Source organism: Mesorhizobium sp. M1406, from assembly GCF_040317555.1.
GTDB lineage: Bacteria > Pseudomonadota > Alphaproteobacteria > Rhizobiales > Rhizobiaceae > Mesorhizobium.
Window position 1 is genome coordinate 19,635 of the sequence record NZ_JAMYKW010000009.1, and the last position, 22,613, is coordinate 42,247.

Consider the following 22,613-nt stretch of genomic DNA (forward strand, 5'->3'; position numbering starts at 1 on the left):
TGCCTTTGTTTGACCGCACAAACCTTCAGGTTCTGGCGAACCATGCCCGCGCGGCCGCCGAGAACATGGCCCACACGCTGCACCGCACCGCGCACTCCGCCTTCGTCAAGGAAACGCAGGACTTCACCGTGATGCTGATGGACCGTTCGGGGGCAACCTTCGCCGTCCCGATGGAACTCGGCGCCACCTGGTACCCTGGGCTTTCGTATCGCCGCGCCATTGCAATGGTGGACGACTACCGGCCGGGGGATGTTGCCTTCACCAACGATCCCTATTCCGGCTATGTCGCCACCCACGCGCCGGACACGCATCTGTGGAAGCCGGTCTTCGTCGATGGCGAGATCGTCGCCTGGACCGGAGGCCACATCCACAACACCGACATGGGCGGAGCCGTGCCGGCTTCTCTCAGCCGGGCGCTGACCGAAATCCATCAGGAAGGCATCCGCTTTCCGCCCATGAAGCTGGTGAACGAGGGCGTCTTCGACGAGATGATCCTGCGGATCATGAGCACCAATGTGCGCAAGCCCGACCTCAACATCGGCGACATCAAGGCGCTGGTCGGCGCGCTCAACACCGGCGAGCGCAAGATCCAGGCAATGGTGAGGAAGTTCGGCAAGGCCGGCTTCATCGAAGGCGTTTCAGCTCTTCTCGACCAGGCGGAAGTGCAGGCGCGCGACGTGCTGCGCTCCATGCCCGACGGCAGATGGGAATTCGCGGACTATGCCGACGAGGATTCGGTGGAGGCCAATCCCTGCCGGCTGAAGTTGACGCTGACGATCAACGGCGACGAGGCGGTGCTCGATTTCACCGGCTCCGATCCGCAGCTCGGCTCTTCGCTCAACGTGCCCTCGGGCGGCGACCCGCGACACACCATGCTGCTGGTGGGCGTCTATTACGTGCTCTACACGCTCAATCCGAAGATCCTGCTCAACACGGGCCTCACCCGGCCGTTTACCTGCATCGCCCCCAAGGGTTCGGTTCTGAATCCGATATTCCCCGCTGCCGTGGGCATGCGCTCGCTCACCTGCGCCCGGTTGCGGTCGGTCATCTTCGGCGCCTTTTCGCTAGCAGTGCCGGAATGCCTGCCCGCGGCTCCTGCCGGCAACAATTGCATCGTCAACGTCATGACCACGGACGAGCGCACCAGCCGCACCGTCATCGCGGCGGTGAACCCCGTGGTGGGCGGCGGCGGCGCGATGCCGCATCGCGACGGGACCAACGGATCGGGCGCCGATGCCGCCTATCTCAAGAACACGCCGATCGAGATCACCGAGACCGAGATCCCGGTCGAATTCGTGAAATACGGACTCGCCAGGGACAGCGGCGGGGCGGGTCGCTGGCGCGGTGGGCTGGCGACCGAGATGGCCTTCCGCGTCTTTGCCCCCGATTCCAGGATCACGGCGCGCAACCGCGACCGCAGCTTCTTTCGTCCCTGGGGCGTGCTGGGCGGCAAGGCGGCGGGCTTGTCGGACATGGTTGTCAATCCGGGGACCGCGCACGAGCGGCGGCTGGGCAACATCGACACGGCGGTGCTGCAGCCTGGCGACGTGCTCGATATCCGCTCAGCCGGAGGTGGCGGGCGCGGCGATCCGCATCAACGCGAGCTCTGGCGGGTCGCGCAGGATGTGCGGCGCGGCTATGTGTCACCGATTGTTGCCGAGCGCGATTACGGCGTCGTCATTCGCGATGGCGAGGTCGACGAACAGGCGACCGCGAGGCTGCGCGCGGGGCATAAGCCGTCCGCCGGCCATTTTCATTTCGGTCCGGAGCGGGAAAGCTACGAAGCGCAGTGGACGCCAGTTGCTTACGACAGGCTCACCGCCATATTGAGGGACTTGCCGATCCATTGGCGGTTCTTCGCCAAGACCGAGATATTCCGTCGCATGAAGGGGAGCTCGGGGTCGGAAGGCGTCCAGGCGGCGTTCGATGCGGTCTGTGAACGGTTCCCCGAACTGCCCCGTCCTCGCCCCGTGCAAGAGGCCGCGGAATGATCACCGCCGGCCGCATCGTCCGGCTGGCCGAGCGCGACCGGGGGCAGCTGCATTTCTTCCTCGACGGCCAGATACGTAGTGCACTGGCGGGCGACAACGTGCTGACCGCGATGCTGGCATCAGGGCACGCCTTGCGAAAGTCCGAGTTCGGACCCGAGCCGCGGGCCGGGTTCTGCCTGATGGGGGCCTGCCAGGATTGCTGGGTATGGCAGGACGAGGGGCCGCGCGTGCGGGCGTGCTCGACACTTGTCACCGAAGGCATGCGGTTGCGCACAACGGAGCCGGAGAGCTGGCTGTGAACGAGTCATCGCCACGGATCGTGATCGTGGGCGCCGGTCCTGCCGGGATAAGGGCCGCCGCAGTCGTGGTCGAAGCCGGGTTCAACCCGCTGGTGATCGACGAAGGCCAGCGCGCTGGCGGGCAAATCTATCGCCGTCCGCCTGACGGGTTCACCCGCACGCCCGAGCAGCTCTACGGGTCCGAGGCTGCGAAGGCGCGCGCGCTGCATGTGCTCTTCGACCGGTTGGCCGAAGAGGGGCGGCTCACCCATTGCGCGGGCAGCTCGCTCATCGCCACGCATGGAGGCCGGCTGCACGTGCTGGGGGAGAGCGGCGTTCAGGTGATCTTCTATGACCGCCTGATCCTTGCCACCGGCGCGTCCGACCGTGTCGCGCCGGTCCCCGGCTGGCAGAGCGCCGGCGTCTACAGCCTTGGCGCGGCGCAGATCGCGCTCAAGGCGCAAGGCGTGGCGCTGGGGCGGCGGATCGTGTTGATTGGATCGGGGCCACTGCTGACGCTGGTCGGCGCCCAACTTGAAAAGGCTGGGGCGGACGTGGCGGCGGTTCTGGATACCTCCTCCTGGCGACGGCAGATGCGGGGGTTTTGGGGACTGGCCGCCCGGCCGGTTGTCGCGCTGCGCGGCCTGGCTCTGCGGGCGAGGCTCGGCGGCCGCTATCATGCGGGCGTTACGCTCGAGCGGATCGAGGCAGACGGGACGGGTGTCACAGCGATGCGCTGGCGCGACGCCGGCGGAAGGCAACGCCTCACTTCATGCGACATGATCGGCATGGGCTGGCACCTGCGGGCGGAGACCCATCTGGCCGATCTCGTGGGATGCGACTTCACCTATGACGAGCAGTGGCGGCAATGGCTGCCAAAGACCGACCGGATGGGTCGCGCCGGCAACGGCGTCTATCTGGCGGGTGATGGGGTTCGTCTTCTGGGAGCGGACGGCGCGGAGATCGCTGGGCGTCTTGCAGCTGCAGCATGCCTTGCCGATCTCGGACATCCAGCGCCCGCCGCCAGCACCGATCTGCGCAAGCTCGCGCGGCTCGAGCGCTTTGCCGGCGGTCTGGCTTGCAGCTTTCCCTGGCCGGCCGCCATGGTGCGGGCACTCTCTGACGACGCGGTCGTCTGCCGCTGCGAAAACGTGAATGCCTCAGCCATACGCGAGCGCGCGGGTTTCGGCGGCGGCGAGGCCAACAAGGTGAAATCGCTGTCTCGCGCCGGTATGGGGCGATGCCAGGGACGCTATTGTCACTTGGCCGCTGTCGAACTCGTCGCGGCGCAGGCCGGCTGCGCGCCTGACGCTGTCGGCCGGTTTCGCGGCCAGGCGCCCGTCCGGCCAGCGCCTATCGGCGCCTTTCTGCGCAACGGCTGATGCAATTGCGGAGGCCGCGCATGGATGAGGATCAGCTGCTAGAAATCGGCGACCTTGCCCCAGGACGAAGCGTCGAAGCGCCGGGGATCGTAGGATGTCGCATCGACGATCGGCTCCGAACCGGTCACCAGATCGGCGACGAGGTGCCCGGCGCCTGGCCCGATGCCGAAGCCGTGCCCCGAAAACCCGGCAGCCAGGAAGAAACCCGGAACGCTATGGATCTCACCGATGGCGGGCACGCCGTCCGGCGTGCTGTCGATGTAGCCGGCCCACGCCGCACTGATCTTGGTCTGGCGCAGTGCCGGCAGCAGCTCGAGCGCGCGGGCATGCGTCAGGCGAATGGTCGCCTGATCCGGAACCGGATCGAGGATGCGCATCCGCTCCATCGGCGTTGGCCGGTCGAGCCGCCAGCGCCGCAGCGCTTCGTGGCCCGAACGCATGCCTTGCAACCCGCCGGGCCCGAGGCTTCGCCAGCGCTTCAGGAACATGGGCAGGAACTGCGAGGAGAAACGCAGTTGCTGGGGCGTGACGTCCAGACGGCCACGTCCGCTTATGGCGAGCGTATAGCCACCATCGCTGCGACGCGTGGCCGAAATTCTTGCCGTGTGCAGCGCATCCGGCAGGCCCTCCGCGCCGGGGGAGACGGACAGGATGGAGGATCGGATCGATGCCTGTGGGAAGCGGAAACCGAACTGATGGCAGAAGGAGGAAGCCCAGGCGCCGCCGGCAAGAACCGCCAGCTTGGTGCGGATCGTTCCGTTTTCCGTGACCACGCCGCTCAGGCGGCCGCCCTCGGTCTCAATACCGCGCGCGGCGCAATTCTGGTGCACGGCGCCCCCGAGCTTGAGGATGGCGCGGGCGACCGCGGGCGCGGCTCGCGACGGATCGGCGGTGCCATCTGTCGGCGAGAAGACGCCGCCCGTCCAGGTCCGGCCCGTGGCGCGGCCCCGCTCGCTGGCCTCGGCGCTGTCAAGCATATGCGTGGTGACGCCGGCCGTTTTGGCGAAGTCACGCCAGCGCGCCCAGCCGGCCAGTTCCGCCTCGTCATTGCTGAGATAGAGCAGCCCGCAGCGGCGGAAGCCGGTGTCCTCGCTGGTTTCCTCTGCAAAGCGCTCCCAAAGATCGAGGCTTCGCGTCGCCATCGGCAGCTCGCGGGCATCGCGGTTCTGCTGGCGGCACCATCCCCAGTTCCTGCTGGATTGCTCGGCGCCGATGCGTCCCTTTTCGACAAGCGCAACCTGCATGCCGCGCCTTGCCAGATAGTAGGCGGCGAAGACACCGACGATGCCACCGCCGATCACCACCGCGTCCGCGGACTGAGGCAGTTCGCCAGATGTCTCGATTTGCTGCAGCGGCGCGGGCATGGTCTTCTCTGCTTCGACGCTCCAATCTAGCGCTTTGCGCAGGCAGCCGCTGCTGCAGTTGAGGCCGAGGCAGAATTTTATTCTGGCAGCTCCAGCGGAATCGGGAGTCCCTGCCATTCAGCGCGTATCCGCTCGGATGGACAGGCCACCGGGCTGTGGTAGTGTCAAAGCTTATTGCCAGGACAGCAGATCGTGCTGTGGCGTGCTTCTTCGGAGACGGCCATGAAACTGGATCGGATCGACATCAAAATTCTGCACGAATTGCAGAAGAACGGCCGCATCACCAATGTGGAACTGGCCGATCTGGTGCATCTGTCGCCGAGCCCTTGCCTGATGCGGGTGAAGAAACTCCAGTCGGAAGGCTACATCGAAGGCTATTCCGCGCAGATCAATATCGGCAAGCTCGGCCAGATGCTGACCGTATTCACCGAAATCACCTTGAGGAACCACCGCCAGGTGGACTTCGCCCGCTTTCTCGCCGTCGTGGAGAAGATCGATCAGGTCATCGAATGCCACCTCGTGTCGGGCGGCTACGATTATTTGATGAAATTCGTGACTGCCGGCATCGGCGAGTACCAGACGATCATGGAACGGCTGACCGACATGGATATCGGCATCGACAAGTATTTCAGCTTCGTCGTGCTGAAGTCACCCATCGTCAAGGCGCACATGCCGCTGCCCAGCCTGTTTCCGAGGTAGTCACCGGCGACCGCGCCGCGCCGCGCTTGTCGCCTGCAGTCCGCTACAAGGTGTCCGGCCGCAAGATCGGGTGCAGTGCTTTTAATTCGGCTTGCATCTCGGCGATCATCCAGGCGCAGATATCGGAAACGACAGGCCGTACCGGTCTTGAGCGCGGTGCAATCAGCTGATGGATCCGGCCCGTCTTGATCTGCCTGTCCGAAGCCGGGACAAGGGTTCCCTGAAGCAACGCCCTTGAAACGTTGCTGAGCCAGCCGAGCGCCACGCCTTCGCCGTTCATCGCGGCTTGAAGCACGACCGCGTAGTCCGAGAATTCGAGCCACTTTGCCCGGCTGGTCTTGCGGTCCGCCACACTGCCCCAGGCGTCCAGCCACTGCTCCTTGGCGTCGGTCAGGTGAAGCAGGGCATGACCTTCCCCGGTTCCGGCATGGATCAACCGACCGTGGGCGGACAAATAGGATGGGCTGCACACCGGAACGATGATTTCCGGCGAGAATGCCCAGTGGTGATAGTGGGTGTCGTCATCAGCCAGGATTCTCGTGGCAAGGTCGACAGTCTCGGCTGGTCCTCGTAGAACGCCCGCGATCAGTTCGAACCTCAGGTCGACGTCAGGAAACCGCGTGTTGAACGCCCCTAACCTGGGAACGAACCAATATGTTGCCAGAGAACTCGAAAGGGAAAGGGTGACCACCGGCTTTGCAGCGCTGTTTTGCTTGATTCTCCGGATCACCTCCGCGATGCCGTCAAATCCCTCCCGCACAGCCGAATAGAGGGCACGTCCGTCCGGGGTCGGGGTCAACCCCGCTGGACCCCGCGTGAAAAGAGGAACACCAAAATCGGCCTCGAGCTGGGCGATGCTACGGCTGATCGATGGTTGCGTGACGTTGAACTCGCGCGCCGCGGCCGTGAAGCTACCCGACCGGACGGCAGCTTCGAAGACAAGCAGTCCGCGCGCGGAAGGAACGAGTTTTGCAAAACCAGCCATACGCCCAGCGTATAGGTACCCAAACAATTTTCAAGCTTTCTATGGTTCTGGAAATGGCGAACTATAACCCTCATGAATGGGGTGGAGCAGGACGTGAAGATAGCGGCATCTCAAGCAGGCAGCATGTCCGGCGATCCTCTGCTTCAGCCGTTTCGGCTCAAGGGCCTGACGCTGCGCAACCGTGTGATCAGCACCAGTCACGCTTCGATGCTGGACGATGGCGGCCTGCCGCTCGAGCGCTACCAGCGCTACCACGAGGAGAAAGCGCGCGGCGGCCTGGCGATGACCATGGTGGGCGGATCGGCCATGACGTCGCCCGACTCGAGTTGGGGCGGCGGTCAGCTGAACCTTTCGACCGATGACATCGTGCCTCATCTCCAGTCGCTGTCGCAGCGAGTGCATCGTCACGGCGCTGCCGTCATGTGCCAGGTCTCGCACCTTGGCCGGCGCGCAACCGCCTATGCCGGGAACTGGCTGCCGCCGGTGGCGCCATCGCGCGTTCGCGAGACGCGAAACCGGAATTTTCCGAAGGAGATGGACGCCGCCGACATAGACAGGATCATTAAGGATTACGCCAGTGCCGCCAGGCGCTGCGTTGACGGCGATCTCGATGGCGTCGAAACCGTCACGGGGGGGCATCTGATCGGTCAATTCCTCTCGCTCAGAACCAACAGGCGCACGGATGGCTTCGGCGGCTCGCTGGAAAACCGCGCGCGCTTTGGCCTGATGGTTCACGAGGCGATCCGCCGCGCGGTGGGCGACGATTTCGCTGTCGGCATCAGGTTCGTGATCGACGAGGCGGTCGACGACGGGTCGGATTTCGAGGAATGCCTTGCCTTCGCCAGGCTGTTCGAGCGGGAAGGCCATGTCAACTTCTTCAATTGCATCTTTGGCCGCATGGACACCGACCTGTCGCTGGCTGAGCAGAACATGCCCGGCATGTTCAGCCCGAGCGCGCCGTTCTTGCCGCTGGTTGGACAGTTCAAACGGGAAACCAGGCTGCCCGTGATCCACGCCGCAGGCATCCGGGACATAGCGGCGGCGCGGCATGCCATCCGCGAGAACCTTGTCGATCTGGTCGGCATGACCCGGGCGCATATTGCCGACCCGCATATCGTCAACAAGGTGATGCGCGGCGAAGAAGAACGCATTCGCCCGTGTGTAGGCGCGTCCTACTGCCTGTACAAGAAGGTGCAGTGCATTCACAACCCGGCCAGCGGCCATGAAACGATCATCAGCCATACCATCGTGCGGGCCGAGACGCCGAAACGGGTGGTCGTGGTCGGCGGTGGTCCGGGTGGGATGGAAGCGGCAAGGGTCGCCGCCGAGCGTGGCCACAGAGTGAGCCTGCTCGAAGCCGGAGCACGACTTGGTGGGCAGGTGCTCGTCGCGGCCTCGGCGTCCGATCGCAAGGATCTCATCGGCATAGTCGACTGGCGTACCGACGAACTCGCTCGCCTGGGCGTGGAAGTCCGTCTCAACACCTATGCGGACGCAGAAATCGTCCTTGCCGCGAAACCCGACGCGGTCATCGTCGCCACCGGCGGCGTTCCCGATATGGAAAGGCTGGAGGGCGCCGAACATTGCGACAGCGTCTGGGACGTCCTGACCGGGGTCGTGCCGGCGAAGGACGATGTGCTCATCTACGATGAGACCGGACGCCAGGCCGCAGTTTCCTGCGCCCTGCATCTTGCCCAACATGGGCGGGTGGTCAGCCTGGCCATAGCGGACGACACGATGGCGATCGAAACGCCCTATCCGGACCGGGTGAGTTTCCGCAAACGCGCCTCGGAACGCGGCATCCGGGTCGTCAGCGATGTGCGCCTGGTCAAGGCAGCGCGCCAAGGCAACGGCATCGCCGCCACGTTCCGGCATGAGCTCACCGGTGCGGAAACGGAAATGACGGCAGCCCAACTCATTGTCGAGCGCGGTACGGTGCCCATGGAGGACACCTACCAGGATTTGCGTGCGCGCTCAGCCAACAACGGCGTCACCGACATAGCACTGATGACGGGAACGGAAACTAAGGGAGACAATGGTCCCCAAGCTGCCGGATCATTCGTCTTGCACCGCATTGGAGACGCGGTTGCCAGCAGGGACATCTACTCGTCGATCTATGAGGCCTACCGGCTCTGCTCGCAATTGTAGACGGGATCATGAAACTCGATCGGATTGATATCAAGATCCTCTACGAGCTGCAGAAGAACGGCCGCATCACAAATGTGGAATTGGCGGAACGGGTCAATCTCTCCCCCAGCCCCTGTCTGATGCGGGTAAAGAAGCTGCATGCCGAAGGCTATATCGTGCGCTATTCGGCGCAGATCGACATCGCAAAGCTGGGGCGGACGCTCACCGTCTTCACGGAAATCACGCTCAAGAACCATCGCCAGATCGACTTCGCGCGTTTCCTTGCCGCCATCGATAAAGTTGATGCGGCGGTCGAATGCCACCGCGTTTCCGCCCGTTACGACTATTTGATGAAATTCGTGGCCGCCGGCATCGGCGAGTACCAGGAGATCATGGAGCGGCTGAGCGACATGGATATCGGCATCGACAAGTATTTCAGCTTCGTGGTGCTGAAATCTCCCATCGTCAAGGCGCACATGCCGTTGCCCAGCCTGTTCCCGATGTAGTCAGAGCGACTCACCGTTTCCGTAAAATGCTGAGCCGCTCTAGCGATGGCCGTACTGGCTGACCAGTTCGGGGTCGCGGACGAGGCCATCGAGCCAGGTCGGGTCAAGCTTCGGCACGGAGGAGAACAGAAGCTTGGAGTAGGGGTGGGTGGGCGCCTGCAGTCTGTCGGGCGTGATCTGCTCCATCCGCTCGCCATTGTACATGACCATGATTTCGTCGCAGATCGCTTCGACGACGGAGAGGTCGTGGCTGATGAAAATGTAGGAAAGGCCCAACTCGCGCTGCAACTCCTTGAGCAGTTCGATCACGGCGGCCGCCACCACCGTGTCGAGCGCCGAAGTGATTTCGTCGCAGATGATCAGCTTGGGGTCGGCCGCCAGAGCGCGCGCGAAGTTCACCCGCTGCTTCTGGCCGCCCGAGAGCTCCGACGGGCGACGGTAGCGTAGCGTCCTAGGCAGGCGAACCACGTCGAGCAGTTCATCGACGCGCTTCGAGCGCGCCTGTCTGTCGAGCCCGTGATAGAAGGCCAACGGCCGGGAGATGATGTCCTCCACAGGCTTGGCCGGATTGAGCGCGGTATCAGCATACTGGAACACGATCTGCATCTCACGCAGCTCGTCCTGACTGCGTTTCCCTGCGGTACGCTCCAGTTGCTTGCCGTCGAAGATGATGTCGCCGGCCGCTGCCGGATGGATGCCGGCGATGACGCGTGCGAGCGTCGATTTTCCGCAGCCGGATTCGCCGATGACGCCGAGATTACGCCCCTTCTCGACGACCAGGCTGACGGAATTGACAGCGCGGATCAGCGGCAGTCCGTCAGCCCGCACCGCACCATAGCCGGCAGTCACATTGTCGATACGCAGCAGCTCTTTCGTCCCGGCATCCGCGTCCGCATGTGCTTGCCGCGGTTTCGGCTCGAAGGCAGCCAGCAGTTCGCGCGTATAGGGGTGCTGGGCAGCCGAAAGTATCTGAGCCGTGGTGCCGGTCTCCTGCACTTCGCCGCTCTTCAGCACAACGATGTGGTCGGCGATCTGGGCGACGACGGCGAGGTCGTGGGAGACGTAGACCCCCGCTATCCCGCCCGCCCGCATGACCGACTTGAATGCCTTCAGCACGTCGATCTGCGTCGTCACGTCGAGTGCCGTCGTCGGCTCGTCGAAGATCATCAGCTTGGGATCGCCGATGAGCGCCATGGCCGCCGACAGCCGCTGCAATTGCCCGCCCGAAACCTGGTGCGGGTAGCGCGCGCCGATCCCTTCCGGATCCGGCAGCGACAAGGCCCGGAACAGCTCGACCGCTCGCTTTCGCGCCTGCTCGGGCGGCATCAGCCCGTGGATGCGCGTAACCTCGATCACCTGCTCCATGATGGTGGACGAGGGGTTGAAGGAGGCCGCGGCACTTTGCGGAACATAGGCAATGTCGGTGCCGCGCAACTTGGCGCGCTGCTTTTCGGAAAGTGCGGCCATGTTCTTGCCGTTGACATTGATCTCGCCGCCGGTGATCCGGCAGCCAGGCCGCGCATATCCCATCAGCGAGAGCGCGATCGTCGTCTTGCCGGAACCGCTCTCGCCGATCAGGGCGACGATCTCGCCATCGGCGATGTCGAGGCTGACGTCCTTGATGATTTCGACAACACGACCCGAGTCCGTCGTCGCCTCGATCCTCAGGTTCCTGACCTCGACGAGATTGCTCATGCGTCCCTGTCCCTGATCTTCTGCGGCAGGTTGTCGATCAGCAGGTTGACGCTGATGGTGAGGCTGGCGATCGCCAGCGAGGGAACAATGACCGCCGGTGCCGCGAAGGGCAGGCCGCCGATGTTCTCGCGCACCAGCGCGCCCCAGTCGGCGAGCGGCGGCTGCAGGCCGAGGCCGAGGAAGGACAGGCCGGAGAGCAAGAGCACGATGAAGACGAAGCGCAGGCCGAAGTCGGCCAGCACCGGGCGTATGATGTTGGGCAGGATCTCGGATCCGATGAGGTACGCGGTGCTTTCGCCGCGGACGCGGGCGACGGTCATGAAGTCCATGCTGTTGATGTTGACGGCGAGCGCCCGCGCGAAGCGATAGGCGCCGGGTATATAGATGACGGCGAGCGTCAGGATCAGCGCCGGGATCGACGAGCCGACCGCGGCGACGACCACAAGGCCGAACAGCTTGCTGGGTATCGAGTTCATGGCGTCGAGGAAGCGGCTGAGGCAGGTGTCGAACCAGCCACCGGTGACGGCCGCGACCATCCCCAGCACCACGCCCGAGAAGCAGGCGATAACAACGGCGGCGAGCGATATGCCGACGGTGTAACGCGCGCCCATCAGCACTCGTGAGAGCATATCGCGGCCCAGATAGTCGGAGCCGAGCCATAGCCCCTGACGCATCGGGCCGAAATAATCGTCGTCGACGATGTCGCCGATCGAATGGGGAATAATGGTGGGCGCGAAGATGGCGATCAGCGTCCACGCCACGATGACCAGCGAGGCCACGACGCCCACGAGATTGTAGCTGTGGCCCAGGAAGGACCGTCGGGAAGCTGCCACGCGCGCCATCGTCACCTGAGCCTCGGGTTGGACATGATGGCGATGATGTCGGCGACCGTGATGAGGAGAAGGTAGCCGAGGCAGAAGATCATCGCGCAGCTCTGGATCAGCGGCAGGTCGCGGGTCGCGACCGCATCGACCATCAGCTTGGCGATGCCGGGATAGTTGAAGATCGTCTCCACGATGATGACGCCGCCAACCAGATAGGACAGCGACAACGCAACCGCGTTGACGATCGGCCCGAGCGCATTGGGAAGCGCATGTTTGAGCATCATGCGGCTGCGTGAGGCGCCTTTGAGAAGCGCCATCTCGACATAAGGCGTGGAGAGCGTTTCGATCACCGCGGCGCGGGTCATGCGGATCATCTGGGCGGAGATGACGAAGGTCAGCGTGATCACCGGCATTGCATAGATGCGTACGAGGTCGGTCAGCGAATGCGCCTCGTTGACCGAGGACAGCGCCGGCAGCCATTTGAGGTAAACGGCGAAAAGCAGGACCGCGAGGGTCGCGACCATGAATTCCGGCACGGAGATGACGCCGATCGAAAGAATGGTGACGGTGCGGTCGTAGAGGGAACCGCGCAACATGGCGGAGGTGATGCCCAGCGTCAGCGCCAGCGGCACAGAGAGCAGCGTGGTGATGCCGGCGAGCTCCATGGTGTTGACGAAGCGCCCGCCGATCAGCGCCGCGACCGGCATCTCGTTGGCATAGGACGTGCCGAGATCGCCGTGGAGCAGGCCGATAAGCCAGCGCAGGAAGCGCAGGATTGCCGGATCGTTGAGATGCATGGCCTCGCGCAGACCAGCGACGGCTTCCGGAGTCGCCGCCTGGCCGAGCAGGATCGACGCGGTGTCGCCGGGCAGCATGCTGGTGGCGAAAAAAACGGCGAACAGCACGATCAAAAGCGTGACGACCGCGATCGCCAGCCGCTTCAGCACGAGGTTGAGAACCCCAGACGTCATGGAAGCGCTCCTGCGGTTGCGTTCGGCCAAGCCATGTTGCGCAATAGGTGCCAGGGACCGGTTGTCCGGCCCCCGGCAGCCGCGTCTCAGGCTTCGAGCCAGAGGTATTCCGCCATTGCGTAGCCCATCATGCCACCGAGCGGGTTCGCCTCCAAACCCTTCACCTTGCTGGAGAGGGCATCCACGTTGGAAATGTAGGCCGGGATGATGGTGCCGGCCTCCTCGGAGACCATAGTCTGCATCTGGCCGTAGATTTCCTTGCGCTTGGCCTGGTCGAGCGAGCCGCGCGCCTCGACGAGCAGCTTGTCGAATTTCTCGGACTTGTACTGGCTTTCGTTCCACGGCGCGTTCGAAGCGTAGAGGAGCGAGAACAAGATGTCCGGCGTCGGCCGCGGATTGATGTTGCCGAAATGGACCGGCGCCTTGAGCCAGTAATTGTCCCAGTAGCCGTCGGACGGGACGCGCTGGACATCGAGCTTCATGCCGATCTCGGCACCGGCAGCCTGGACGATCGTCGCCATGTCGATCGAAGAGGTCGCGGCATCGGAGGCGATCACGGGGATGGACTGGCCGAGCAAGCCCGACTTCTGGAAGTGGAACTTGGCCTTGTCCGGGTCGAAGGCTTTCGGCTTGAGGTCGGTATTGTGGAAGATGTTCGCCGGCGAGACGGGCTGGTCGTTGCCGATTTCACCGAGGCCGCGCAACGCCGATTTGACGATCTGCTCTCGGTTGACGAGATTTTTCATGCCGGCGACGAAATCGGCCTTGCTGCCCGGATCCATGTCGAGCCGGATGTTGAGATCCGTGTAGTTGCCCGAGGTCGTCTTCGACAATTCGAAGCCCTGCTGGCCGCCGATGAGCTTCATCGCGCGCGGATTGATCGAGGCGGCGAAATTGATGTCGCCGGAAAGCAGGGCGTTGACGCGGGCGCTGTCGTCGCTGATGGCGATGAATTCGAAAGAGTCGAGATAGGGCTTGCCCGACTTCCAGTAGTTCTTGTTCTTGGTGACCACCGAACGCACGCCCGGTTCGAACGTTTGCAGCACGAAGGCGCCGGTGCCGTTGCCCTTGGAAAAGTCGGTCGTGCCGTCGGCCACGATCATGAAATGATGCAGCGCCAGGATGGTCGGAAGGTCGGCATTCGGATCGGCGAGCGTGATTTCCACGGTCGACTTGTCGACTGCCTTGAAGCCAGTCATCTGGGCTGCGATCTTGGCGACTTTGGAACCGACCGCCGGATCGAGATGGCGCTTCAGCGAGAAGACGACGTCGTCGGCGGTGAGGGCCTTGCCGTCGTGGAAGGTGACGCCCTTGCGCAGCTTCACCGTCCAGGTCTTGGCCTCCTTGCTGTCGAAGCTTTCAGCCAGCTCCATTTGCGTGACGCCATCCTTGTCGAGGAAAGTCAGGCGGTTGTAGAGCGAGCAGCAGCGGACATAGTCGGTCGACAGCGACGCCTTTGCCGGATCGAGCGTGTCGGCGGTCGAGGACGACCAGCCGGCGGCCTTGAAACTTCCGCCGGAAACCGGCGTGGCAGCGACTGCATTGGTGGCGCGGCCGAGCACCACGCTGCCCGCGGCGACCGCGGCGCCGCCGGCCAACAGCATCTTGAGGAGTTCGCGGCGGCTGGCGCCCCGCCGAATGGCGTTTTCGACCATCGCATCGTCCGCTCCGGTCCAGTTGGTGATCTTGTCGGTCATGTCATTCCCCTTTCTGTTTGTTTTTCCGGGTTGCTCGTCTTGCTGCGGCTTTCCGGGCTTGGGCTCAGGTTCGTTCCTTCAGGCTTTCCCGCACGGCCGCGGCAAAGGCCGCCATTGACGTGAAGTGGTAGTCCGGCGCGGTGAAGCGCACGGGCTCGATCGTGCCGCCATAGCCCTTCTGGGCGTGCCGGCGCTCGATCCAGCAGTTGGTCATGCCAAGCGCTCGGGATATGCCAATGTCGTGGTACTGGCTTTGCGCGACGTGCAAGATGTCATCCTTGCTGTCGCCCCGGGAGGCCACGAAATCGAAGACCTTCTGGAAGAAGGCCGGCTCCGGTTTCTCGGTGCCGGTGTCGTCAGCGGTGAAGGTAGCGAAGAAGGGCGAACCGAGCTGCTTCTCGAAATGATCGAGCGCCCATCGCCGGGCATTGGTCATGGCGATCAGTCTGTGGGATTTCGCAAGCTCGGCCAATGCCGCCGCGCTGTCAGGGAAACCTTGCCAAGCGCTGGCGGAGTCCCGCAGGCGGGCGCCGTATTTCTCCTCGGCCGGCAGGCCGAGCCGCGATGCAATGACCCTGTAGACGCGTGCGAGATCGTCGGGGAACAAGGCTGCATCGGGCATGTAGCGGGCCTGCCGGTAAAGGCTCAGCGCTTCCTCGCTGTCGATGGCAACGCCGGCCTCGGCGGCAATCCCGGCCAGGCAGGTCGTGATCCCGCCTTCGAAATCGATCAGCGTGCCGACGACATCGAAGGTCATGTATTTGAATTCGCTAAAGCCCCTGGCCAAGACTGGCTCTCCTCTGCGCGCGGCCGAATTGCATGTGTTGAACAGAACAAAATTCCGTGCTGTCCGGGGCGTCGGCCTTTTCCGAAGGCCCGGAAATCCGGGCCTTCTGGCCTTGTCTTATGAGCAGTCTGGCACTTCCCCCGCGCTAGATTCGCCGAAAAGGCGTGAGGGCGCGGCACAAAATTGCGAAATCGTCTGTCCCGGCGATATTTCGAGACACGACATATTTCGCCGCCGTCATGCCATGGCCTGGCGGACATCGGGATCGTCCAGCGTCTGGTCGAGCGTCCGGCGCGTGCGCTCGATGATCGCGTCGATGTCTGCGTCGGTGCAGCAGAGCGGCGGGGCATAGCCGATAACCCCATGCGCAAAGGCACGGATGATCAGGCCATTGTCCCACGCCCTGTCGAAGACGCGCCGCGCCGGCATGGCCGACGCCGGAAGCGGTGTCTTCTTCTGTTTGTCGACCACCAGTTCGATCGCGGCAAGCATGCCGCGGCCGCGCACATCGCCGACGAGAGGGTGGTCGCTCAAGCCAGCCAGTCCCGCCATCAGGCGAGCGCCGGCCTTGATGCCGTTCTCCAGAAGGCCGTTTTCGTAGAGCTTCAACACCTCGAGCGCGACTGCGGCGCTGACGGGATGGGCGGAATAAGTGTAGCCGTGGCCGACTGTCGACGTGCCCGCGCCATCGGCGATGACGTCATAGACGTGATCGGCCATGAACACGGCGCCCATTGGAACATAGCCCGAGGTCAGCCCCTTCGCAGTCGTTATGAAATCGGGAACGATGTCCTCATCGGTGCAGGCGAACAAGGGGCCCGTGCGGCCGAAGCCGGTAATCACCTCGTCGGCGATGAACAGGATACCGTACTCCCGGCAGAACTCGCGCATCGCCTTGATCCAGCCTTTCGGCGGAACAATGACGCCGCCCGAGCCCTGGATCGGCTCGGCATAGAAGGCCGCGACCCGCTCCGGCCCGATCTCCTCGATCTTGGACTTCAGCGCGCCGAGCGATGCGGCGATGATCGCGTTGCCGTCCTCTCCCACCGGGTTGCGATAGGGGTAGGGGGAAGGGATCTTGTGCTGCCATTCGAACGGAATGCCAAAACCGGCGTGAAAGGCGGGGAGTGCGGTCAGGCCCGCGCCAACCACCGACGACCCGTGATAACCCTGCTCGATGGAAATGAACTGGTCGCGTTTTGGCTCGCCCCTGGCATTCCAGTAGTAGCGGACGAAACGGATCGTGCTGTCGATCGCGTCCGAGCCGCCAAGCGTGAAGAAGACATGATTGAGGTCGCCCGGCGCGCGCTCGGCCAGCTCCGAAGCGAGCCGGATGGCCGGCTCCGAGCCGAGGTCGAAATAGGCGGTGGCGTAAGGAAGCTCGCGCATCTGCCGGGCTGCGGCCTCGACGATGCTGTCGTGGCCGTAGCCGGCGTTGACGCACCACAGCCCTGCGAAGCCGTCGACGAGTTGCCGGCCGGATGCATCGGTCACGGCCGCCCCCTTCGCCGATTTCAACACGCGCACGCCGTGCGCCTCATGACCACGGTATGAAGAGACCGGGTGGATGAGATGAGCGCGATCGAGTTCGATCAGGGAATTGGCGAGCATTGTTGTTCTCCGACTAGCCTAGCGCCTGGTTGGCGAGGGCGTAAACTCTTGGCCTGGCCTGTTCCGCGCCCGTCTTGGGTGGACGGTCCATGGCCACGCCGCCGCCGACATGGGTGAGGCCGATTTCTTCGAGCCAGCCGGCAATGCCGGTCGTGCTGTCGGTATCCACGCGCAGGAAGACGCCGGCGCGCGGGGCGGCGAAGAAGCGGATCAGGGCCTTCGCCTCGTCAGCGCTTCCCGCGATGACCGGGCCGATCACCTCGCCGCGCCCGAACGGGCGGATCGCGGCATAGGCCTCGATGTCGCCGTTGCGGCGGATGACCGCGAATTGGCCACGCTCTGCCAGCGCATCGATCAGAGCTTCACGGTCGGCGCCGTAGGCGTCGCGGTCCAGCGCCTTGATTTCCGGGAGATCGGCGGTGCCTGTGGCTTCCACGCCGTCGGGTGCACCAAGCCTGGCAACGGTGCCCTGATGTTGCCGGATCGTACCGGACGGCACGAAGCCGAGTTTTTCATAGAGAGGCATGCCGTCCGCTGTCGCGACGAGCCGCAGCGGGCGGTCCTCGGCAAGGGCGAAGGCCTGTTCCATCAGCCGGCGCCCGAGCCCCTTGCCCCGCACATTCCTGTCGACGATCACCATGTTGATCATGGCGCAATCCGCGCCGTAGGGCGTTACCAGAATGGTTCCGGTCACGCGGCCCTGGTCGTCGAGCGCGACCGCACCGTTCGAGAGCTGCAGCGCCATCTGCCAGTCCTGCGCACGATGCGGCCAATTCTCCTGGCGAGAAAGCGCCACCGCTCCCTCAATATGGTCCGGCCCGAAGGCCTGGAGTTCGATGTCGCCCTGCTGCATGAGGCATCCTTCCGTCTGACGACAAGTTTCGACCATCGGCGCGCCGCAGATCATCTGAAGGCTTTGGCTTCGACAGTATCTTTCGCCGTAGCGCGAGGGGTGTGCCGCATCTTGTGCTGGCGCTGTCCGCAGCGGAGGCGCCTCACGCCGCGCGCGGCGCCGCAATCGGCACGCCAGATGCTACAGCGTGCCAAACCGGATGGCGGATACGGAACTTTCTGCTTTCGTGAGGGCGATTTCGGTCAGGTGGGTCGCCACCTGCCGTCCTATGATGGAATACATCCCTGCACGGATGTGCTTCCACCGGAGATCGACGGACATGGCTTCCTTCAGGCCCAAATACATCACCTTCGACTGCTACGGCACGTTGACCTTTTTCCAGATGGCGGAAGCGGCGCGCGACCTCTATGGCAGCCGGCTCGACGAGCCCCGCATGCAGGAGTTCATCAAGAATTTCTCGGCCTATCGGCTCGACGAGATCATGGGCGACTGGAAGCCGTATGCCGATGTCATCCACAACGCGCTCGAGCGCACCTGCAAGCGCAATGGTGTCGCCTTCAGCCCCGACGACGCCAGGATGATCTATGAGCGCGTGCCGACCTGGGGGCCGCACGCCGACGTTCCGGCCGGCCTGGCGAAGGTCGCCAAGGAAATTCCCCTGGTCATCCTGTCCAACGCCATGAACGCGCAGATCATGTCCAATGTCGAGAAGCTCGGCGCGCCGTTCCATGCCGTCTACACGGCCGAGCAGGCGCAAGCCTACAAGCCCCGGTTCAAGGGGTTCGAATACATGCTGGACATGCTGGGCTGCGGCCCGGAAGACATTCTTCACTGCTCGTCCTCGTTCCGCTACGACCTGATGTCGGCACATGATCTCGGCATCAAGAACAAGGTCTGGGTCAATCGCGGGCACGAACCGGCCAACCCGTACTATGGCTATGTCGAGATATCGGACATTTCCGGCCTCCCGGGCGTGGTCGGGCTTTGAAACAGGCGGATTGCCGATGAAACTGGTCTCCTACTGGCACGACACCGCCCCCGTCTTTACCGGCGGGGCGCCAGGCCCGGTCGAGGGGCACTACGATGCCGCCATCGTCGGCGGCGGCTTCACCGGCCTTGCCGCGGCGCACCGACTGGCGAAGGCCGGCACCAAGGTGGCGGTGCTGGAAGCGGAGCGGGTGGGGTGGGGTGCATCCGGACGCAATGGCGGACACCTGAACAACGGCCTCGCCCACAGCTACCTCTCTGCCAAGGCGGAGCTCGGCAAGGAACGCGCGATAGCGCTCTACCGGGCACTTGACGACTCGGTCGACACCATCGAGACGCTGGTCGCCGAGGAAGGCATCGACTGCAATTTCCGCCGCGCCGGAAAGCTGAAGCTCGCCTCCAAGCCGCAGCATTTTGAATCAATCGCCCGCAACTTCGAAGCGCTCTATGCCGAGGTGGACCCGGATACGACGCTGCTGTCGGCGAACGATCTCAGATACGAGATCGGCTCGCCCTTTCATGGCGCGATGCTGTCGAAGAAAAGCGCCATGATGCATATGGGCCGCTATGTCGCCGGCCTGGCCACGGCCGCTACCCGCCACGGTGCCGTCATTCACGAGAACGCGGCGGTGACGGATCGGAAGCAGGTCGGCAGCAAGCATGAGATCACCACCTCGCGCGGTCGGATCAGCGCCGACAATGTGCTGGTGGCGACCGGCGCCTATACCACGCCGAATTTCGGTTATTTTCACCGCAGGATCATCTCCGTCGGCAGCTTCATCATCGCCACGCGGCCGCTCAGCGACGCCGAGATCGCCGCGACCATGCCCGGCAACCGGACATGCGTGACCTCGATGAACATCGGCAACTACTTCCGGCTTTCGCCTGATAACCGCCTGATCTTCGGCGGCCGCGCACGCTTCTCGGCGACATCGGACCAGCGCTCCGACGCCAGGAGCGGACGGATATTGCAGGCGAGCCTTGCCACGATCTTCCCGCAACTCGCCAAGGTCGAGATCGACTATTGCTGGGGCGGGCTGGTCGACATGACCAAGGACCGCTTCCCGCGGGCCGGCTACCATGATGGGGTCTGGTTCGCGATGGGATATTCCGGCCACGGCGCGCAGCTTTCCACGCATCTTGGCATGATCTTGGCCGATGCCATGCTCGGCCGCGCGGATCGCAATCCGATGAAGGGGTTCGAGTGGCCTGCCATTCCCGGCTATTCCGGCAAGCCGTGGTTCCTGCCGATGGTCGGCCTCTACTACAAGGCGCTCGATCGGATTCGGTGACCTTTTCGGCCTGGCCGGGCTTCAGCCAAATTGTCTCAGCTGAGCCCGCCCATATGAAAACTCTTCATCTCGAGATATTCCTCGATGCCGGCCTGAGCCCCCTCGCGCCCGAGACCGGACTGTTTGACGCCCCCGAAGGGGGCCACCTCGATCGAGACTGAGCCGGTGTTGAGCCCTACCATGCCGAATTCCAGTGCCTCGCCGACGCGCCAGGCGCGTTTCAGGTTCTCGGTGTAGAAGTAGGAGGCAAGCCCGTAGGGCGTGCCATTGGCCAGCGTGATCGCTTCCTCTTCCGTCTCGAAGCGGAAAAGCGGCGCAACCGGGCCAAACGTTTCCTCGCCGGCGAGCTGCATCTCACGTGTCGCGCCGGTCAGCACCAGCGGCGCGACATATTGCGGACCGCCAGGCAAGGCCGGCCGGTCCGTGATGATCTTTGCACCTTTGGCCAGCGCATCCTCGACGTGGCGGTTGATTTTCTCGACCGCCGCCATGTTGATCATCGGCCCGATGGCGACGCCGGGCTGTGTGCCGGGCCCGACCGTCATGGCGTTGACGCGGGCGGTGAGCTTCCTGGCGAAGGTTTCGTAGACACCGGCCTGGACGAGGATGCGATTGGCGCAGACGCAGGTCTGGCCGCCATTGCGGAACTTCGAGACGAGCGCGCCCTCGATGGCGAGATCGAGATCGGCGTCGTCGAAGACGATGAAGGGGGCGTTGCCGCCGAGTTCGAGGCTGAGCCGCTTCACGCTGTCAGCGGCGCCGCGCATCAGCAGCGAACCGACCCGCGTCGAGCCGGTGAAAGAGATCTTGCGAACGGTCTCGTTCGCCATGATCTCGTTGCCGATCTCGGGCGGCATGCCGGTGACGATGTTGATGACGCCCGCGGGAATGCCCGCGCGTTCGGCGAGTACGCCAAGCGCCAGCGCCGAATAGGGCGTGAACTCGGACGGCTTGATGACCACCGTGCAGCCGGCGGCCAGCGCCGGCGCGACCTTGCGGGTGATCATCGCGTTGGGAAAGTTCCACGGCGTGATGATGCCGCAAACCCCGACGGGTTCCTTAAGCACGATGATGCGCCGGTCTGGCGTGGGCGAGGGGATGGTGTGGCCGTTTATGCGGCGCGCTTCCTCGGCGAACCATTTGACGAAGGATGCGCCGTAACGGATCTCGCCTTTGGCCTCGTCCAGTGGCTTGCCCTGTTCGGTCGTCAGGATCAGCGCCAGATCGTCCAGATGCGCGAGCATCAGGCCATGCCATGCTTCCAGCAGCGAAGCGCGTTCGGCGTTGGTTTTCTTCCTCCAGTCGCCAAAGGCGGAAGCCGCGGCCTCTATCGCCGCGCGGGTCTCCGGACCGGCCATGTCGGGCACTGTGCCGATCGGCGACTGTGTCGCCGGATCCAGGACATCGACCGTTTTTCCGGAGCCGGCAGCAATCCAGTTACCGGCAATCAGGCCGGCTTCGCGGAACAGATTTTTGTCTTTCAGGCTTTTCATCGGATACGACCTTGCAATCAGGTGAGCGCCGCGACGATGGCGGCTGTGATGGCTTTCGTGCTGTCTTTGCCGGGAGTTGTTCCAATGCCGCGCGCGGTTGTCGCTTCGATCGCTTGCATAACCCGGCCGGCGGCGGCCTTTTCGCCGAGATGATCGAGCATCATGGCGCCGGACCATATGGTGGCGATCGGGTCGGCGATGCCGAGATGGGCGATGTCGGGCGCGGAGCCATGCACCGGCTCGAACATGGACGGCGCCGAGCGGTCGGGATTGATGTTGGCGGAGGCGGCGAAGCCGAGCCCGCCCTGGATCGCCGCGCCGATATCGGTCAGGATGTCGCCGAACAGATTGGAGGCGACGACCACGTCGAGGCTCCCCGGCGCCATGATCATGCGCGCGGCGAGCGCGTCGACATGATAGCTGGTCACTGCGACATCAGGATAGTCCGCCTCCAGCTTTCGCGTGATCTCGTCCCAGAACACCATCGAGTATTTCTGCGCGTTGGATTTCGTGACGGAGGCCAGTTTGCGCGTCCGCGTCCGCGCCTGCTCGAAGCCGAAGCGCAGGATGCGCTCGACGCCGGCGCGGGTGAAGATCGAGGTTTCGACAGCGACCTCGTCCAGCGTGCCTTGATGCACGCGCCCGCCGGCGCCCGAATATTCGCCTTCGGTGTTTTCGCGGATGCACAATATGTCGAAGCTCTCGGCCCGCAGAGGGCCCTTCACGCCCGGCAACAGACGGTGCGGCCGGATGTTGGCATATTGCACGAACGCCTTGCGGATCGGCAGCAGGAGACCGTGAAGCGAGACGGAATCCGGCACTTCCGCCGGCCAGCCGACGGCGCCGAGAAGGATGGCGTCGAAGCCGCGCAAGGTCTCGATGCCATCCTCGGGCATCATGCGGCCGGATTCCTTGTAGAATTTACAGGACCAGGGGAACTCCGTACCCGTCAGGGCAAAGCCGGCGTGTCTGGCCGCCGTCTCCAGCACTGTCCAGGCGGCGGTGGTGACATCGCGGCCGATGCCGTCACCGGGGATCAGGGCGATCGAGTAGGACTTCATCGGCATCTCT

Annotated in this window: 20 protein-coding genes; 8 read left to right on the plus strand and 12 right to left on the minus strand. The window is 64.0% G+C overall.

What is annotated here, in order from left to right; translation table 11 throughout:
* Window positions 1-5: 5 nt before the first annotated feature.
* From NKH03_RS10745 to NKH03_RS10755, 3 genes are read left to right on the plus strand one after another with little or no spacing between them, the layout of a single operon-like run.
* Window positions 6-1,991 (plus strand): hydantoinase B/oxoprolinase family protein, encoded by a 1,986-nt coding sequence (locus NKH03_RS10745; RefSeq protein ID WP_352968347.1) that lies wholly within the window; start codon window positions 6-8, stop codon window positions 1,989-1,991.
* Complete coding sequence (locus NKH03_RS10750) at window positions 1,988-2,290, plus strand: (2Fe-2S)-binding protein (protein ID WP_352968348.1); 303 nt, start codon at window positions 1,988-1,990, stop codon at window positions 2,288-2,290. The genes NKH03_RS10745 and NKH03_RS10750 overlap by 4 nt, the downstream gene beginning before the upstream one ends.
* Window positions 2,281-3,651: an FAD-dependent oxidoreductase gene (locus NKH03_RS10755; RefSeq protein ID WP_502913507.1), complete on the plus strand. Its 1,371-nt coding sequence runs from the start codon at window positions 2,281-2,283 to the stop codon at window positions 3,649-3,651. The genes NKH03_RS10750 and NKH03_RS10755 overlap by 10 nt, the downstream gene beginning before the upstream one ends.
* Window positions 3,652-3,689: 38 nt before the next feature.
* Here the strand turns inward: NKH03_RS10755 and NKH03_RS10760 are convergent, their stop codons facing one another.
* Window positions 3,690-5,015: an NAD(P)/FAD-dependent oxidoreductase gene (locus tag NKH03_RS10760; RefSeq protein ID WP_352968351.1), complete on the minus strand. Its 1,326-nt coding sequence runs from the start codon at window positions 5,013-5,015 to the stop codon at window positions 3,690-3,692.
* Between the two features lie 222 nt (window positions 5,016-5,237).
* Between NKH03_RS10760 and NKH03_RS10765 the strand changes: the two genes are divergently transcribed.
* Window positions 5,238-5,714, plus strand: a complete 477-nt coding sequence (locus tag NKH03_RS10765; protein ID WP_352863628.1) for an Lrp/AsnC family transcriptional regulator — start codon at window positions 5,238-5,240, stop codon at window positions 5,712-5,714.
* 43 nt (window positions 5,715-5,757) lie between these two features.
* Here NKH03_RS10765 and NKH03_RS10770 read toward each other — a convergent pair whose 3' ends face one another.
* The gene (locus NKH03_RS10770; RefSeq protein ID WP_352968352.1) at window positions 5,758-6,699 is read right to left on the minus strand and encodes a LysR substrate-binding domain-containing protein; all 942 of its coding nucleotides are present in this window, start codon (window positions 6,697-6,699) and stop codon (window positions 5,758-5,760) included.
* 123 nt (window positions 6,700-6,822) lie between these two features.
* Here NKH03_RS10770 and NKH03_RS10775 point away from each other — a divergent pair, with 123 nt between their 5' ends.
* Complete coding sequence (locus tag NKH03_RS10775; RefSeq protein WP_352968353.1) at window positions 6,823-8,847, plus strand: oxidoreductase; 2,025 nt, start codon at window positions 6,823-6,825, stop codon at window positions 8,845-8,847.
* A gap of 8 nt (window positions 8,848-8,855) precedes the next feature.
* Window positions 8,856-9,332, plus strand: coding sequence for an Lrp/AsnC family transcriptional regulator (locus NKH03_RS10780; protein ID WP_352863623.1), 477 nt, complete (start codon window positions 8,856-8,858; stop codon window positions 9,330-9,332).
* Window positions 9,333-9,371: 39 nt separating this feature from the next.
* On the opposite strand, the gene NKH03_RS10785 is transcribed toward NKH03_RS10780, so the two are convergent.
* The 8 genes from NKH03_RS10785 to NKH03_RS10820 form a co-directional block, all read right to left on the minus strand.
* A complete protein-coding gene (locus NKH03_RS10785; protein WP_352968354.1) occupies window positions 9,372-11,027 on the minus strand; it encodes an ABC transporter ATP-binding protein in 1,656 nt (551 codons plus the stop codon).
* Window positions 11,024-11,869, minus strand: coding sequence for an ABC transporter permease (locus tag NKH03_RS10790; RefSeq protein ID WP_352968355.1), 846 nt, complete (start codon window positions 11,867-11,869; stop codon window positions 11,024-11,026). Before NKH03_RS10790 ends, NKH03_RS10785 begins: the two co-directional genes overlap by 4 nt.
* A 2-nt stretch (window positions 11,870-11,871) precedes the next feature.
* Window positions 11,872-12,822, minus strand: a complete 951-nt coding sequence (locus tag NKH03_RS10795; protein WP_352968356.1) for an ABC transporter permease — start codon at window positions 12,820-12,822, stop codon at window positions 11,872-11,874.
* Window positions 12,823-12,908: 86 nt separating this feature from the next.
* Entirely contained in the window at window positions 12,909-14,519 is a 1,611-nt protein-coding gene (locus NKH03_RS10800) for an ABC transporter substrate-binding protein (RefSeq protein ID WP_352968358.1), read from the minus strand.
* Between the two features lie 64 nt (window positions 14,520-14,583).
* The gene (locus NKH03_RS10805) at window positions 14,584-15,276 is read right to left on the minus strand and encodes an HAD-IA family hydrolase (RefSeq protein ID WP_502913508.1); all 693 of its coding nucleotides are present in this window, start codon (window positions 15,274-15,276) and stop codon (window positions 14,584-14,586) included.
* A 267-nt stretch (window positions 15,277-15,543) separates the two neighbouring features.
* A complete protein-coding gene (locus NKH03_RS10810) occupies window positions 15,544-16,917 on the minus strand; it encodes an aspartate aminotransferase family protein (protein WP_352968360.1) in 1,374 nt (457 codons plus the stop codon).
* Between the two features lie 13 nt (window positions 16,918-16,930).
* Entirely contained in the window at window positions 16,931-17,770 is an 840-nt protein-coding gene (locus NKH03_RS10815; RefSeq protein WP_352968361.1) for a GNAT family N-acetyltransferase, read from the minus strand.
* A 180-nt stretch (window positions 17,771-17,950) separates the two neighbouring features.
* Entirely contained in the window at window positions 17,951-18,091 is a 141-nt protein-coding gene (locus NKH03_RS10820) for a hypothetical protein (protein ID WP_352968362.1), read from the minus strand.
* On the opposite strand from NKH03_RS10820, the gene NKH03_RS10825 reads away from it, so the two are divergent.
* Both NKH03_RS10825 and NKH03_RS10830 read left to right on the plus strand, forming a co-directional pair.
* Window positions 18,090-18,758, plus strand: coding sequence for a haloacid dehalogenase type II (locus tag NKH03_RS10825; protein ID WP_352968363.1), 669 nt, complete (start codon window positions 18,090-18,092; stop codon window positions 18,756-18,758). The genes NKH03_RS10820 and NKH03_RS10825 overlap by 2 nt on opposite strands.
* A gap of 16 nt (window positions 18,759-18,774) precedes the next feature.
* Window positions 18,775-20,049: an NAD(P)/FAD-dependent oxidoreductase gene (locus NKH03_RS10830; protein ID WP_352968364.1), complete on the plus strand. Its 1,275-nt coding sequence runs from the start codon at window positions 18,775-18,777 to the stop codon at window positions 20,047-20,049.
* 35 nt (window positions 20,050-20,084) lie between these two features.
* Here NKH03_RS10830 and NKH03_RS10835 read toward each other — a convergent pair whose 3' ends face one another.
* Together NKH03_RS10835 and NKH03_RS10840 are read right to left on the minus strand one after the other, a co-directional pair.
* Window positions 20,085-21,542, minus strand: a complete 1,458-nt coding sequence (locus NKH03_RS10835; RefSeq protein ID WP_352968365.1) for an NAD-dependent succinate-semialdehyde dehydrogenase — start codon at window positions 21,540-21,542, stop codon at window positions 20,085-20,087.
* Window positions 21,543-21,559: 17 nt separating this feature from the next.
* Entirely contained in the window at window positions 21,560-22,603 is a 1,044-nt protein-coding gene (locus tag NKH03_RS10840; protein ID WP_352968366.1) for a tartrate dehydrogenase, read from the minus strand.
* Between the last annotated feature and the right edge of the window lie 10 nt (window positions 22,604-22,613).

Excerpts from the sequence above, each read along its gene's own strand:
- NKH03_RS10750 (WP_352968348.1), top strand. The coding sequence starts at position 1,988 with ATGATCACCGCCGGCCGCATCGTCCGGCTGGCCGAGCGCGACCGGGGG.
- NKH03_RS10760 (WP_352968351.1), bottom strand. The coding sequence starts at position 5,015 with ATGCCCGCGCCGCTGCAGCAAATCGAGACATCTGGCGAACTGCCTCAG.
- NKH03_RS10765 (WP_352863628.1), top strand. The coding sequence starts at position 5,238 with ATGAAACTGGATCGGATCGACATCAAAATTCTGCACGAATTGCAGAAG.
- NKH03_RS10770 (WP_352968352.1), bottom strand. The coding sequence starts at position 6,699 with ATGGCTGGTTTTGCAAAACTCGTTCCTTCCGCGCGCGGACTGCTTGTC.
- NKH03_RS10775 (WP_352968353.1), top strand. The coding sequence starts at position 6,823 with ATGTCCGGCGATCCTCTGCTTCAGCCGTTTCGGCTCAAGGGCCTGACG.
- NKH03_RS10780 (WP_352863623.1), top strand. The coding sequence starts at position 8,856 with ATGAAACTCGATCGGATTGATATCAAGATCCTCTACGAGCTGCAGAAG.
- NKH03_RS10785 (WP_352968354.1), bottom strand. The coding sequence starts at position 11,027 with ATGAGCAATCTCGTCGAGGTCAGGAACCTGAGGATCGAGGCGACGACG.
- NKH03_RS10790 (WP_352968355.1), bottom strand. The coding sequence starts at position 11,869 with ATGGCGCGCGTGGCAGCTTCCCGACGGTCCTTCCTGGGCCACAGCTAC.
- NKH03_RS10795 (WP_352968356.1), bottom strand. The coding sequence starts at position 12,822 with ATGACGTCTGGGGTTCTCAACCTCGTGCTGAAGCGGCTGGCGATCGCG.
- NKH03_RS10800 (WP_352968358.1), bottom strand. The coding sequence starts at position 14,519 with ATGACCGACAAGATCACCAACTGGACCGGAGCGGACGATGCGATGGTC.
- NKH03_RS10805 (WP_502913508.1), bottom strand. The coding sequence starts at position 15,276 with ATGACCTTCGATGTCGTCGGCACGCTGATCGATTTCGAAGGCGGGATC.
- NKH03_RS10810 (WP_352968360.1), bottom strand. The coding sequence starts at position 16,917 with ATGCTCGCCAATTCCCTGATCGAACTCGATCGCGCTCATCTCATCCAC.
- NKH03_RS10815 (WP_352968361.1), bottom strand. The coding sequence starts at position 17,770 with ATGCAGCAGGGCGACATCGAACTCCAGGCCTTCGGGCCGGACCATATT.
- NKH03_RS10825 (WP_352968363.1), top strand. The coding sequence starts at position 18,090 with ATGGCTTCCTTCAGGCCCAAATACATCACCTTCGACTGCTACGGCACG.
- NKH03_RS10820 (WP_352968362.1), bottom strand. The coding sequence starts at position 18,091 with ATGTCCGTCGATCTCCGGTGGAAGCACATCCGTGCAGGGATGTATTCC.
- NKH03_RS10830 (WP_352968364.1), top strand. The coding sequence starts at position 18,775 with ATGAAACTGGTCTCCTACTGGCACGACACCGCCCCCGTCTTTACCGGC.
- NKH03_RS10835 (WP_352968365.1), bottom strand. The coding sequence starts at position 21,542 with ATGAAAAGCCTGAAAGACAAAAATCTGTTCCGCGAAGCCGGCCTGATT.
- NKH03_RS10840 (WP_352968366.1), bottom strand. The coding sequence starts at position 22,603 with ATGAAGTCCTACTCGATCGCCCTGATCCCCGGTGACGGCATCGGCCGC.